The 13,749-nt window shown below is 70.1% G+C and carries 11 protein-coding genes; 8 read left to right on the forward strand and 3 right to left on the reverse strand.

The genetic code is table 11. The features are described 5' to 3' along the window. Positions 1–34 precede the first annotated feature (34 nt). Positions 35–1,486: a purine-cytosine permease family protein gene (locus ACIRRY_RS03960; RefSeq protein ID WP_403967601.1), complete on the reverse strand. Its 1,452-nt coding sequence runs from the start codon at positions 1,484–1,486 to the stop codon at positions 35–37. 194 nt (positions 1,487–1,680) lie between these two features. On the opposite strand from ACIRRY_RS03960, the gene ACIRRY_RS03965 reads away from it, so the two are divergent. The 3 genes from ACIRRY_RS03965 to ACIRRY_RS03975 all read left to right on the forward strand — a co-directional run bounded on the left by ACIRRY_RS03965 (position 1,681) and on the right by ACIRRY_RS03975 (position 3,390). Continuing rightward, positions 1,681–2,028 (forward strand): GNAT family N-acetyltransferase, encoded by a 348-nt coding sequence (locus ACIRRY_RS03965; protein WP_403967603.1) that lies wholly within the window; start codon positions 1,681–1,683, stop codon positions 2,026–2,028. Between the two features lie 41 nt (positions 2,029–2,069). Continuing rightward, complete coding sequence (locus ACIRRY_RS03970; RefSeq protein WP_403967605.1) at positions 2,070–2,717, forward strand: aspartate/glutamate racemase family protein; 648 nt, start codon at positions 2,070–2,072, stop codon at positions 2,715–2,717. A 319-nt stretch (positions 2,718–3,036) separates the two neighbouring features. After that, positions 3,037–3,390 carry a VOC family protein gene (locus ACIRRY_RS03975; protein WP_403967607.1) on the forward strand — a complete coding sequence of 118 codons (354 nt, stop codon included), beginning with the start codon at positions 3,037–3,039 and terminating at the stop codon, positions 3,388–3,390. A gap of 109 nt (positions 3,391–3,499) precedes the next feature. On the opposite strand, the gene gndA is transcribed toward ACIRRY_RS03975, so the two are convergent. Further along, a complete protein-coding gene (gene gndA / locus ACIRRY_RS03980) occupies positions 3,500–4,939 on the reverse strand; it encodes an NADP-dependent phosphogluconate dehydrogenase (protein WP_403967609.1) in 1,440 nt (479 codons plus the stop codon). A 246-nt stretch (positions 4,940–5,185) separates the two neighbouring features. Here gndA and ACIRRY_RS03985 point away from each other — a divergent pair, with 246 nt between their 5' ends. Beyond that, positions 5,186–6,403, forward strand: a complete 1,218-nt coding sequence (locus ACIRRY_RS03985; protein WP_403967611.1) for a transglycosylase family protein — start codon at positions 5,186–5,188, stop codon at positions 6,401–6,403. On the opposite strand, the gene ACIRRY_RS03990 is transcribed toward ACIRRY_RS03985, so the two are convergent. Beyond that, positions 6,393–7,535, reverse strand: coding sequence for a DMT family transporter (locus ACIRRY_RS03990; protein WP_403967613.1), 1,143 nt, complete (start codon positions 7,533–7,535; stop codon positions 6,393–6,395). The genes ACIRRY_RS03985 and ACIRRY_RS03990 overlap by 11 nt on opposite strands. 209 nt (positions 7,536–7,744) lie before the next feature. Here ACIRRY_RS03990 and ACIRRY_RS03995 point away from each other — a divergent pair, with 209 nt between their 5' ends. From ACIRRY_RS03995 to ACIRRY_RS04010, 4 genes are all read left to right on the forward strand, one after another. After that, positions 7,745–8,500 carry a (2Fe-2S)-binding protein gene (locus ACIRRY_RS03995; protein WP_403967615.1) on the forward strand — a complete coding sequence of 252 codons (756 nt, stop codon included), beginning with the start codon at positions 7,745–7,747 and terminating at the stop codon, positions 8,498–8,500. 39 nt (positions 8,501–8,539) lie between these two features. Continuing rightward, positions 8,540–9,691: a glycogen synthase gene (glgA, locus tag ACIRRY_RS04000; protein WP_403967617.1), complete on the forward strand. Its 1,152-nt coding sequence runs from the start codon at positions 8,540–8,542 to the stop codon at positions 9,689–9,691. Positions 9,692–9,742: 51 nt separating this feature from the next. Then, the gene (gene glgC / locus ACIRRY_RS04005; protein ID WP_327399598.1) at positions 9,743–10,963 is read left to right on the forward strand and encodes a glucose-1-phosphate adenylyltransferase; all 1,221 of its coding nucleotides are present in this window, start codon (positions 9,743–9,745) and stop codon (positions 10,961–10,963) included. 164 nt (positions 10,964–11,127) lie between these two features. Further along, complete coding sequence (locus tag ACIRRY_RS04010) at positions 11,128–13,743, forward strand: PA14 domain-containing protein (RefSeq protein WP_403967619.1); 2,616 nt, start codon at positions 11,128–11,130, stop codon at positions 13,741–13,743. Positions 13,744–13,749: the final 6 nt, after the last annotated feature.

The raw sequence follows: 13,749 nt of genomic DNA on the forward strand, positions 1-13,749 counted from the left end.
GTCAGGGATCAGGCGTGGCCAAGGCCTCGGTGGGTCAGGGCTCGCGGTGCTCGTGCGCCGCTTGTTCCAACCCCTCCGCCTCCGCCTCGGCCACCCGGATCTCGGCCTCCACGTCGATCGAGCGGCTCAGCCACCAGTACAGCGCCCCGGCGACCGGCAGCCCGACGAACAGCGAGAGGTCGGCGCCGTCCATGGCGTGCGCGACGGGCCCGACGTAGAGAGTGCCGACCGAGAAGAACGGCACCATCACGCCGAAGCCGACCAGGTAGGAGATGATGCCGTGCCAGCCCCAACGGCCGTAGATACCGCGCGGGTTGAAGATCTCGGCGATCGCGTAGTGGCCGCGGCGCACCACGTAGTAGTCCATCAGGTTGACCGCGGTCCACGGGATGAACAGATAGAGCACCAGCAGCAGGAAGTTGTTGAAGTTCGTGAGGAAGTCGGCGGTCGCGGCCATCGCGCCGGCCAGGGACAGCGCGGCGGTCAGCCCGATCGTCAACGCCCGTACGCCCACGGTCGGTTGGACCTTCTTGAACGAGTCGATCGCGCTGATCAGGGTCAGTGAGCCGCCGTACATGTTCAGCGCGGTCACCGAGACCAGGCCCAGGGTGGCGAAGAGGAGCACGATCGCGCCGAAGCCGCTGAACACCTTGTCGCCGGCCGCGTTGATCGAGCGGATCGTGTCGAAGTCCTTGCCCGCCCAGGCGGCGAGCAGCGCGCCCAGCGTCATCAGCCAGACCCCGCCGAGCGCCGAGCCGAAGTAGGTCCAGTAGAAGGTCTTGCGGACGGTCACGTCCGGCGGGAGGTAGCGCGAGTAGTCCGAGACGTAGATGGCCCAGCTGATCTGATAGCCGGCGACCACACCGAACTGCGCGAGGAACGGCGTCCAGGAGAACCCGCCGAGGTCGAAGGATCCGGCCGGGTAGTGCAGGGTCGCCAGCACACCCACGGTGAAGATCCCGAAGACGACCAGGAAGGTGTACGTCAGGAACTGCTCCGCCTTGTGGATGACGTCGTAACCCACCAGCGCGATCACGAAGCCGACGACGGTGACCACGGCCACCCACATCTTGGTGCCGCCGTGCACCGTGGTGTGCAGGGCCTCCCCGGCGAGGATCGTGTTGAAGACGTTGAAGCCCGCGTACTGCACATACGCGAAGAGCCACACCAACAGGGCGCCCACATAACCGAACTGGGGCCGCGACTGGATCATCTGCGGCAGCCCGAGCTGCGGGCCCTGGGCCGAGTGGAAGGCCATGAAGAAGGTGCCGAGCAGGGTGCCCGCGACGATCGCGATGAGCGACCAGATGAGGTTGCCGCCCTCGGTGATGCTGATCAGGCCCACCGCGAGCGTGGCGATCTGCGCGTTCGACATGAACCACAGGGGCCCCAGGTGCCACAGCTTGCCGTGCCGTTCGTTCAGGGGCACATAGTCGATGGAACGTATCTCCAGCCCCGACACCCGGGGCTCTGATGCAGTGGTCACGGTGCCTCCCAGGCGCTGATCCAGCCGCTGTGGCCACATTCATCCCCCGGACCGGTCCCGGCAACCGCAACTGAAACTGTGAACCACGGTCTTTACCTGGTGCATACATCGCGTGCATCCCGGAGACCCGGTGATCACCATCCGTTACGCTCGGGCGTGCGCCGCCGACCGACCATCGCAGCAGGAGGAAGCCCATGAGCGAGACCGAGATCCGTGACGACCGGGCGGCGGGCCGCCTGGAGGCGATCGGTGACGGCGGTGAAGTCGTGGGCCACATCGAGTACTTCGTCCTGGAGTCCCCGCAGCGTGCCCTCGTCCCGGTGCACACGCTCGTGGAACCGGCCCACGAGGGCAAGGGCATCGCGGGTTCACTGGCCCGCGAGCTGTACGGCATCGCGGCCCGCGAGGGGATCGTCGTCGCGCCGTTGTGCCCGTACGTCGTGAAGTGGGCGGCACGTCACCCGGACGAGGCCCCGGCCGCCGACCCCGCGTTGCTGCATGCGGCGATGGAGTGGCTCAGGGCGCATCCCGGCCGGTTCTAGGCAGGACATCGGTACCGGTCCCACAGAAAGGCCCTGCCCGCGTGCTCGCACTCCTGCACACCTCGCCCGCTCACGTCCCGGTCTTCGACGCCCTCCGCGACGAGGACCAACAGGGCCTGGAACTACGGCACTTCGTGGACGAGGAGCTGCTCGCGCGGGCCCGGCGCGAGGGGCCGGAAGCGGTGGCCGAAGCGGTGCGGGACCTGCTGGAGAAGGCCGTCGCCGAAGGGGCCCGGGCGGTGCTCTGCACCTGCTCGACCATCGGCGGGGTCGCGGAGTCGGCCGGTGCGCGGGTCGGCGTACCGGTGCTGCGCGGTGACCGCCCGATGGCGGCGGCCGCGGTGGCCGCCGGTCCGCGCGTCGTCGTGGCCGCGACGCTGGAGAGCACGCTGGGGCCGACCGTGGCGCTGGTCGAGGAGGAGGGGAGGCGTTTCGGCCACCCCGTCGGATCTCTCGACGTCCGCACCCTGCTCGTCGACGGCGCCTGGGCCCGCTTCGAGGCCGGCGACACCGAGGGCTGCGCCCGGCTGGTGGCGGATGCCGTGGACACGGTCACCGGCGCGGACGCGATCGTCCTCGCGCAGGGTTCGATGGCACCGGCCCAGCATCTGACGACCACGGCGATCCCGGTGCTGTCGAGCCCTCGCCCGGGGCTGGCCGCCGGTGCACGGGCGGCACGGGGCGGGTGAGCCCGGTCGGGTGAGTGGTGGGGCCGGAGACGGGTAGGCGGGGAGTAGTCCAGAGCCGACGTACCCACTGGCTGGAGGGCATGATGACCAACCCGTACCCCGACCCCGTACCGCCGAGTCCCGTACCGAGCCCCGTGCCGGGCCCGCCCCCCGAGCCCCCGCGACCGCTCCCCACACCGCCGCCGGGACCCCGTCCCACCCCGGAGCCGCCTTCTCCGTCGCCGATCCCGCCGGGCCCGGAGCCGGTGCCGAGCCCGGAACCGGGACCGCTGCTCAGCTGAGAACTGCCGCCCGATCGCAGTCCTGGCAGGATGGCCGCATGGAACGTGTGCTTGGAATCGGCGGACACTTCATGCGGGCGGCCGACCCGGCGGCGCTGAGCGCCTGGTACCGCGACAGCCTCGGCCTGGACACCGACGAGCACGGGCTGTGGCAGCAGGAGGCCGGGCCCACGGTGTTCGCGGCCTTCCCGGCGGACACCGACTACTTCGGGTCCGGCACCCAGCAGACCATGCTCAACTTCCGGGTCCGCGACCTCGACGCGATGCTCGCGCAGTTGCGCGCCAAGGGCGCGCATGTGGACGCCGAGACGCAGGACATGGACGGCGTCGGCCGCTTCGGCTGGGTCACCGACCCCGAGGGCAATCGCATCGAACTGTGGCAGCCCGCCTGACCGGCACTTCGACAGACAGACAGACAGACAGACAGACAGACAGACAGACAGACAGACAGACGGGCCCGCCCAGCCGTCATCGGCAGGCGGGCCCGCACAGTCGGTGAGGTCAGCCGGAGACCTCCGAGCGGTCACCGCCCCAGAGAGTGTGGAAGGAACCGTCCCGGTCCACCCGCCGGTAGGTGTGCGCCCCGAAGAAGTCCCGCTGCCCCTGCGTCAGCGCCGCGGGCAGCCGCTCGGCGCGCAACGCGTCGTAGTACGCGAGGGCGGCCGAGAAGCCCGGCGTCGGGACGCCCTGGCGGGTCGCCGCGACGACGACCTCGCGCCAGTCGTCCTGCGCCGCCGCGATCTCCTGCGCGAACGTCTCGTCGGACAGCAGGCTCGGCAGGTCCGCGCGGGCGTCGTACGCGGCGCGGATGCGGTCGAGGAAGGCCGCGCGGATGATGCAACCGCCGCGCCAGATCGAGGAGATGGTGCCGAGGTCGACGTTCCAGTCGTACTCCTCGCTGCCCGCCGCGATCTCGTGGAAGCCCTGCGTGTACGACACGATCTTCGACGCGTACAGCGCCTGCTCGACCCGGTCCGCGAAGGCCCCCGCCTCGGACTCGCTCAGGGGCGAGGCCGTGGGTCCGGCCAGCCCCCGCGAGGCCTCGCGCAGCGCCGCGTGCCCGGAGATGGAGCGGGCGAAGACCGCCTCGGCGATGCCCGAGACCGGGACACCCAGGTCGAGGGCGATCTGCACCGTCCAGCGGCCGGTGCCCTTCTGCTCGGCCTGGTCGACGACCACGTCCACGAACGGCTTGCCCGTGGCCTCGTCGACATGGGACAGGACCTCGGCCGTGATCTCGATCAGGTAGGAGTCCAGCCGCCCCGTGTTCCAGGTCCGGAAGATGTCCGCGATCTGCGCGGGGGAGTACCCGGCGACATCGCGCAGCAACTGGTAGGCCTCGCCGATGAGTTGCATGTCGGCGTACTCGATGCCGTTGTGCACCATCTTCACGAAGTGCCCGGCGCCGTCGGGACCCACATGGGTCACACAGGGCGCCCCGTCCTCGGCCTTCGCGGAGATCTTCTCCAGCATCGGACCGAGCGAGTCGTACGACTCCTTCGGGCCGCCCGGCATGATGCTCGGCCCGTGCAGCGCGCCCTCCTCGCCGCCGGAGACACCCATGCCGACGAAGTGGATGCCCTGCTCGCGCAGGTCGCGCTCCCGGCGCCGGGTGTCCGCGAAGTGCGCGTTGCCACCGTCGATGATCATGTCGCCGGGTTCGAGCAGCGGGGCGAACTCCTGGATCACCGCGTCCGTCGGCTCACCGGCCTTCACCATGACGACCAGGCGGCGCGGCCGCTCCAGCGCCGCCACGAAGTCCTTGGCGGTCTCCGCCGCGATGAAGTCGCCCTCGCTCCCGAACTCCGCCACCAGGTCACGCGTGCGGGACGCGGTCCGGTTGTGCACGGCGACCGTATAGCCGTTGCGCGCGAAGTTGCGGGCGAGGTTGCGGCCCATGACCGCGAGGCCCGTGACGCCGATCTGCGCTGAAGTGCTCATTCGGTTGGCTCCTAAGGATCAGGCCAAAAGATCAGGAAGATCCTGACATCGGTGGTACCGGTCGTGCCTCGCCAGTATTGCCGCACTGACCATCCTGGCCCGCCGCTACCCCGACCGCACGTGCTCAGCGGAACCGGAGCGGGTAACCGGTCACTTGGGCCCCAGTGCGGCCGGTTGCGGTCTTGTCATGGCCTGTTCGGGGCGCTTACTTTTGGCCCTCCTGACGCATGTGGAGGGGGATTCCCCATGGCCGTACGCGGCCGGCACCGCCGGTATCAGCCGAGCAGGATCAACCGGGCCTCGCTGCTCACGGTCACGGCGGGCGGCGCGGGCATCGCGATCCCGCTGGTCGGCGTGGGCGCGGGCACCGCCCAGGCGGCCGATGTGAGCACCTGGAACAAGGTCGCCGCCTGTGAGTCCAGCGGCGACTGGAACATCAACACCGGCAACGGGTACTACGGCGGGCTGCAGTTCACCCAGTCCACCTGGGAGGCCTACGGCGGCACGGCGTACGCGAGCCGCGCGGATCTGGCCACCCGGGACCAGCAGATCGCCGTAGCGGAGAAGGTGCTCGACGGTCAGGGGCCCGGTGCCTGGCCGGTGTGCTCCGTGCGCGCCGGGCTCACCCGGGGCGGTGGTTCCCCCGACATCCACGTCGGCGGCACCAAGGGCACCGAACAGACCAAGGCCAAGGCCGCGGACGCCAAGAAGCAGACCGTCGTCAAGCGGTCCGTGAAGGACGTCCAGCCGCAGACCACTCCGCAGTCCCGCGCGGGCACCGCCGAGATGTACACGGTGGTGCGCGGCGACACCCTCTCCGGGATCGCCGACACCGAGCGCGTCGACGGCGGCTGGCACGGGCTCTACGCCGCGAACCGCACGACCGTGGGCAGCGATCCCGACCTGATCCTGCCGGGCCAGCGGCTCAGTCTGCGGACCAAGGCCGACCCGACGGACCGCACCACGACGAAACCGGCCACCAAGTCGTCGACCACCAAGTCCCCGAAGAAGAAGGCCCCTTCGGAGACCACCGAGAAGGTCACCCACAAGACGACGACCCACTCCGTCGTCGCCCCCGTGAGCGCCCCCATCGGCACCGCGTACCACGCGACGGGTTCCTCCTGGTCGAAGGGCTACCACACCGGCGTCGACTTCCTGGTCCCCACCGGCACCTCGGTGAAGGCCATCGAGACGGGGACCGTCGTCAGCGCCGGGTGGGCGGGGTCGTACGGCTACCAGGTGGTGATCCGGCACGCCGACGGCCGGTACTCGCAGTACGCGCACCTGTCCGCGATCTCGGTGCGGGACGGTCAGTCCGTCGGCGCCGGGCAGCGCATCGGACGCTCGGGGTCCACCGGGAACACCACGGGCCCGCATCTGCACTTCGAGGTGCGGACGGGGCCCGGATTCGGTACCGACATCGACCCGCTCGCCTATCTGCGGGCCGGCGGCGTCAAGATTTGACTCGGGTACGGCGCCGGTCGTGGACCGGCATCATCACGTACAGCCCGGCGTGGAACGGACCGAAGTAGCCGGCCGGTTCGACGGAGCCGGCCGGCTCCAGGGTCTCGTAACTCTCGTCGGCCCGAACCGCCGCCTGGGCCGGTACGAGGATCTCGTCGCCCGGCGCGTCCACGGTGATGTCCGCGCCCGGCACGTCGGCGTTCGCGCTCACGCCGACGGGCTGTCCAGGGAGGGCGTCCAGCAACTCCTCGACGGGCGAGGGCACCACGGGAGGCGCGGTGGTGTCGGCCGGTGCGCTCTCGCTGCCCAGCCGCTCCGTGGTCAGCAGGATCAGGCCGCCCGCGGCGACCACTCCGGCGCTCAGGGCGAGGAGGGTGCCCGTCGTGCCGTAGCGGAAGGTCTCGCCGAACATCGTGATGCCGACCGCGGCCGCCACCACCGGGTTCACGACCGTGAGGACGGCCAGCGGAGCCGCCAGGCCGGCGCCCTGGTACGAAGCCTGCGAGAGCATCAGACCGGCCACGGCGAACACCGCGATCACGGCGAGGAACGGGATGTCGGTCGCCGACACCGCGCCGTTGTCCCAGTCGACCGTCACCGTCTTCGTGAACACCGAGGACATGCCGAACGCTATGCCGGACGCGGTCGCCAGCAGCACGCTGCGCACCGCCGGGTGCCGGTGTGCCGCGCGCCCCGCGATCATCAGGGTCACGACCGCCGCGCCGGTGAACACGGCCACGGACACCCGCTGGGCGGTGCTCAGCGACTGACCGTCGGACGTGCCGACGAGGGACAGCAGACCCGCGAGACCGATCGTCGCCATGATGGCGCCGCGCCAGGCGGTGGAGCCCGCCTTGCGGCCGACGAACAGGGCCGCCATCGGCAGCGCGAACACGATCGTCAGCGCACCGAGCGGCTGCACCAGGCTCAGCGGGCCGTAGGCCAGCGCCACCACGTGCAGCAGCCCGCCCGTGCCGTTCAACGCGACCGCCGCCCACCAGCTCGGGCGGCGCAGCGGCGCGTACTCCTGGTCGGGAGAGGACACCGCGACGCGCTCCTGCACGATCGCTCCGCCCGCGTAGGCCACGGCGGAGACGAGCGACAGCACGATGGACAACGCGAGGGCGCTCATCGGCAGCTCCTCTGCGTCGGGCGGGCACCTCTGGCACCACGCGGCGAACGGTCGGCTTTCATACAGAACACGATGCCGCTTGATGTTCTTCCCGTCGTCGTACCTGAGCACCGATTGGGTAGTACTGCCGATGGAGTACGAAAGGCCCTCTGTCCTCCCCAAGGTGGGTGACACCGGACGACACCCCCTGGGTGAAACCCCTAAGAGCCTTGGTACTACTGCTGTTCGTGGACCTCGACCCCGAACTCGCCGCGCTCCGCCCCCTCGGCGGCTTCTTCGTACTACGCACGGGCGGAGCCCCGCACGGCCCGCTGCCGACGCTCGCGCGGACCTACGAAAACCCGGCGTCGGATGTTTACGGAAATTCCCTGACTTTTCGTGTTCGTACCGTCGCGGAGCGTCTCCAAGCCCCTGAGCTGCGCATCGCCGCCTCGATCGCCCAGCAGGCGCTCGCGGCCCGGCTGTGGTCGGTGGCGCTCGGCTGCGCCGCCCTGTACGGCCGGATCCCCGACCTCGACCCGAGGCTGCTGCACTGGGACGCCGAGAGCAGCGCACCGGACGACCTCTGGCTGGCCGAGGTGCGCCCGCTGCCCGGCGACGCCACCGCCCTCGCGGACACCGTGCTCCACGGCCACCTCGAACCGCTCACCGCCGCCCTGGCCGCCCGCCACCGCATGTCCACCGGCCTCCTGTGGGGCAACGCGGCCTCCGCCCTGGCGGGCGCGGCCCGGGAGCTGAACCGCTGGGCACGCACGCGTGGCCGCACGGACGTCGCCACACGCGCGCGTGCCCTCACCGCGGAACTCTTCGCCCACCCGCTCCTCACCGGCACCGGAACGTTCACCGGCACCGCCTTCCGGCGCCGCAGCTGCTGCCTCTACTATCGGATCCCAGGTGGCGGGGTGTGCGGGGACTGCTGCTTCACACAACCGCCCGGCTCTTCCCCGAACGCCACTTCTGGGTGACCATGAGTGCAATCTGCCGCCGAGAACAAGGGGTTTCGGGTGCGAGTGGGACTGCTGACCCGGGAGTACCCGCCGGATGTGTACGGCGGCGCGGGCGTCCATGTGGAGTTCCTCGCCCGGGAGTTGAGGCCCCTGGTCGACCTGGACGTGCACTGCTGGGGCGAGGGCCGAACGGACGGCGTCGTACGCCACCGCTCCTGGCCCACCCTCGACGGCGCCAACGACGCCCTGCGGACGTTCTCCGTGGACCTCTCCATGGCCGCCGCCCTCGAAGGCCGTGAGCTCGTCCACTCCCACACCTGGTACGCCAACCTCGCCGGCCACTTCGCCAAGCTCCTGTACGGCGTCCCGCACATCATGACCGCCCACTCCCTGGAGCCGCTGCGCCCCTGGAAGGCCGAGCAGCTCGGCGGCGGATACGCCCTCTCCAGCTGGGCCGAGCGCACCGCGATCGAGGCCGCGGACGCCGTGGTCGCCGTATCGGGAGCCATGCGCGAGGACATCCTCGGCTGCTACCCCTCGCTGGACCCCGCCACGGTGCGGGTCATCCACAACGGCATCGACACCACGCTCTACCGGCCCGACCACGCCACCGACGTCCTCACCCGGCTCGGCATCGACCCCGACCGCCCCTACGTCCTGTTCGTCGGCCGCATCACCCGCCAGAAGGGCGTGCCTCATCTGCTGCGCGCCGTGCGGGACATCGACCCGGCCGTACAGGTCGTGCTGTGCGCGGGCGCGCCGGATACCCCCGAGATCGACCAGGAGTTCCGCGAGCTCTTCCGGGAGCTGAGCGGCGTCCGCGCGGGCGTGCACTGGATCCCGCAGATGCTGCCGCGCCCCGAGGTCATCCAGCTCCTCACCCACGCGACCGTGTTCGCCTGCCCCTCCGTGTACGAGCCCCTCGGGATCGTCAACCTGGAGGCGATGGCCTGCGGCACTGCCGTGGTCGCCTCCCGCGTCGGCGGCATCCCGGAGGTGGTGGCACACGGGGAGACGGGACTCCTGGTGGACGTCGACGACGACTTCGAGGCCAACCTCGCGCTGGCCCTCGACTCCGTGCTCGCCGACCCGGAGACTGCGAAACGCATGGGCGAGGCCGGGCGGGAGCGCACGGTGACCGAGTTCGGCTGGGACGCCGTGGCGCTGCGCACCGCGCGGCTCTACGGGGAGATCCTCGAAAAGGCTTAGTGTGCGCTGCTCAGGGGCAGGCTGGGGTCAACCAGGGTGAGGGGAGCGGCCATGCGTCGTGGCGGACCTTCGGTGCTCGGGATCGTACTGGCGGGCGGTGAGGGCAAGCGGCTGATGCCCTTGACCGCCGACCGGGCCAAACCCGCGGTCACCTTCGGCGGAACGTACCGCCTCGTGGATTTCGTACTGTCCAATCTCGTCAACGCCGACATTCTGCGCATCTGCGTCCTCACGCAGTACAAGTCGCACTCGCTGGACCGCCACATCACCACCACCTGGCGCATGTCCAGCCTGCTCGGCAACTACGTCACACCCGTCCCGGCGCAGCAGCGCCTCGGCCCGCGCTGGTACCTCGGCAGCGCGGACGCGATCCTCCAGTCGCTGAACCTGATCTACGACGAACGCCCCGAGTACGTCGCGGTGTTCGGCGCCGACCACGTGTACCGCATGGACCCCCGGCAGATGCTCGCCCAGCACATCGAGAGCGGCGCGGGCGTCACGGTGGCCGGTATCCGCGTCCCGCGCGCGGAGTCCTCGCAGTTCGGCGTGATCACCCCGGGCTCGGACGGCCAGACGGTGGAGAACTTTCTGGAGAAGCCCGCCGATCCACCGGGCCTGGTGGACGACCCGGAGTGCGTCTACGCCTCGATGGGCAACTACATCTTCACCACCAAGGCGTTGATAGAGGCCCTCCAGCGGGACGCCGAGGATCTCGGCTCGGTGCACGACATGGGTGGCTCGATCCTGCCCGCGCTCACAGAGCGGGGCGAGGCGGCGCTGTACGACTTCAGCGCCAACCACGTTCCCGGCGAGACGACCCGCGACCAGGGCTACTGGCGTGACGTCGGCTCCCTGGACGCGTACTACGACGCCCACATGGACCTCATCGCCGAGCGCCCCGCCTTCAACCTCTACAACCGCAACTGGCCGATCTACACCCACTCCGGCCAGCTCTCCCCGGCCCGCTTCAACGCCGGCGGCATGGCCAGCGAGTCGATCATCAGCTCCGGGTGCCTCATCCGCGGCCAGGTCACGCGCTCGGTGCTGTCCCCGGGTGTGGTCGTCGACCCGGGAGCCGTGGTCCAGGGCTCGATCCTGCACGACAACGTCCACATCGGGCGCGGTGCGGTGGTCCGGGGCGCCGTCCTGGACAAGAACGTCGAGGTACCGCCGGGCGCGACGATCGGGGTCAACCCGGAGCGCGACGCCGATCTGTACACGGTCTCCAAGGGCGGGGTCATCGCACTCGGGAAGGGCCAACTGGTCACGTAACGCCTCGCAGAGCCGATCCAGGGCCCCGGTGCTTTTCGGCCGCACCGGGGCTTTGCCGTGCCGTGGTGCGCTCCACACCCACGCTTGTCATGTCCCTGGACGGAATGCGGAATCCGTGTTGTCATGCCAACTGCCGCCAATGACAACGTTGTTATGGAGGTTCCGTGCGCATCAGACGACTCAGAGACCGACTCGCGCTACTCCTCGTCCTGGCCCTCGGCATCGCCGGGCTCGCCGCCGTCCCCACCGCGAGCGCCACCACCGCCGACGACCCCGTGGAGATCCACGGCCTGAAGGGCGAGTACTACACCCAGTCCGCCCCGGGCGCCTTCGACTTCGCCGACCTCAAGGCCACCGGCGTCGACCCGAACCTCGACTTCGACAACCTCGAACCCCGGCTCGCCTTCGCCACCGGCCGGTCGGACGACGTGAGCGTCCGCTGGACCGGCAAGATAGTCCCGGCGAAGTCCGGCCCCCACACCTTCTCGATCATCGGCGACAACGGGTTCCGGCTGTGGATCGACGGCCGGCTCGTCATCGACCACTGGGTCGACGACTGGGACACCGAACAGACCGCCGCCCCCGTCGAGTTGACCGCCGGCACGGCCTACGACATCAAGGTCGAGTACTTCGAGCACTACGGCGGCTCCAACCTCCACCTCCGCTGGACCGAACCCGGCGGCACCAAGGTCCCCGTCCCGCAGTCGGCCTTCCGCCTCCCCGACGGCTACGACTACGACGGCGCCCTCGCCGCCACGGTCACCGGCACCGGCCGCACCCTGAAGCTCGACTTCGCCCAGCCCCTCGCCGCACCCCCGGCCGACCTGACCGACCACCTCGAAGCGGTGATCGGCGGCGCCAAGTGGCCCCTGGGGACGGCTCAGTTGGACCCGGCGGACCCGCGGACCCTGATCGTCCCGCTCGCCGAACCCGTCGTCGGCAACAAGACGGGCACCGCACCCGGCACCGCCGACATCCGCTACGACGGCGAAGCCGGCCTCACCACGGCCGATGGCAACGTTATCAACGCGTTCTGGAGCACCGGCCGGAACCACTCCACCTACGAACTGCGCACCCCGTGGGCCGACCAGGTGGGCCCGCACAACGCACTCCCCGAGTACCCGCGCCCCCAGCTCACCCGCACCGACTGGCGGAACCTCAACGGGAGTTGGCAGTTCGCGGCGGCGACGGCGGGCGAGCAACCGCCGGTCGGCCAAAACCTCGCCGAGCGCATCCTCGTCCCGTACCCCGTCGAGTCCCAGCTCTCCGGCCTCGAACGGCACGAGGACCGCATGTGGTACCGCCGCACCTTCACCGTCCCCGCCGACTGGAAGATCGGCTCGGGCAAGCGCCTGATGCTCAACTTCGGCGCGGTCGACTGGCGTGCCGAGGTCTACGTGAACGGCACGAAGGTCACCGAACACCAGGGCGGCTACGACAAGTTCGGCGCCGACGTCACCGACGCCCTCAAGCCCGGCCGCACCCAGGAACTGATCGTCGGTGTCTACGACCCCACCGACGCGGCGAACGGCGAGAACCCGCCCGTCGGCAAACAGCGCCTCGACCCGAGCGGCATCTGGTACACCCCGACCTCGGGCATCTGGCAGACGGTCTGGATGGAACCGGTCGCCCCCGACCACGTCGACTCCCTCAAGCTCACCCCGGACGTCGCCAAGCGCCAACTCACCGTCGAAGCGCGGGGAGTTCGGGACGGCGTACCGATCACGGCGACGGCGTACGACGGAAAGCGAGCGGTAGCCACCGCACACGGCCGCACCGGCGGCCCACTGACCCTCACCATCAAGAACCCCCAACTCTGGTCACCCGACCACCCGTTCCTCTACGACCTGAAGGTCACCGTCGGCAAGGATCGCGTCGGCAGCTACTTCGGGATGCGCTCGATCGCCGTCGAGAAGGTGAACGGCGTCCCGCGCACGGTCCTCAACGGCAAACCCGTCTTCATGATGGCCACCCTCGACCAGGGCTTCTGGCCCGACGGCCTCTACACCGCCCCCACCGACGAGGCACTCGCCCATGACCTCAAGGTGCACAAGGAGTTGGGCTTCAACGCGGTGCGCAAGCACATCAAGGTCGAGCCCGACCGCTGGTTCTACTGGGCCGACCGGCTGGGCCTCATGGTGTGGCAGGACATGCCCGCGATGACCGCCGGGGTGAACCCGTCTCCCGCCGCCCGCGCCGAGTACGAGCGCGAGATGAAGCAGATGATCGACGAGCACATCAGCAGCCCGTCGATCGTCATGTGGGTGACGTTCAACGAGGGTTGGGGCCAGTACGACGAGGCCCGCATCGCCGACCAGGCGAAGGCCTGGGACCCGACGCGGCTCGTCAACAGCATGTCCGGCATCAACCTCGGCGTGGACGGCGGCACCGGCGACATCATCGACGAACACGGCTATCCCAGCCCCGCCCTGCCACCCCATCCCGACGGTCAACGCGCCCTGGTCAGCGGGGAGTACGGCGGCCTCGGGCTCGCGGTGCCGGGACACGCCTGGTCGGTCCAGCAGTCGTACGTCGACGTCGACCCGGCCGCCTACACCGACGACTACCTCACCAAGCTCGCCGAGGTGCACGCCCTGACCTGCCAGGGGAGCAACGGCGCGGTCTACACCCAGATATCCGATGTCGAGGGCGAGTTGAACGGCCTGATGACCTACGACCGGCGGGTGCTCAAGCCCGACGCGCAGCGGGTGAAGGCCGCTCAGCAGGCCCTGATCCGCGACGCCTCGCAGGCGTCCCCCGCAGGGTGCCCCACCACCTGAACTCCC

Origin of the sequence: Streptomyces sp. NPDC101776, assembly GCF_044766845.1 — a bacterium.
Lineage (GTDB): Bacteria > Actinomycetota > Actinomycetes > Streptomycetales > Streptomycetaceae > Streptomyces.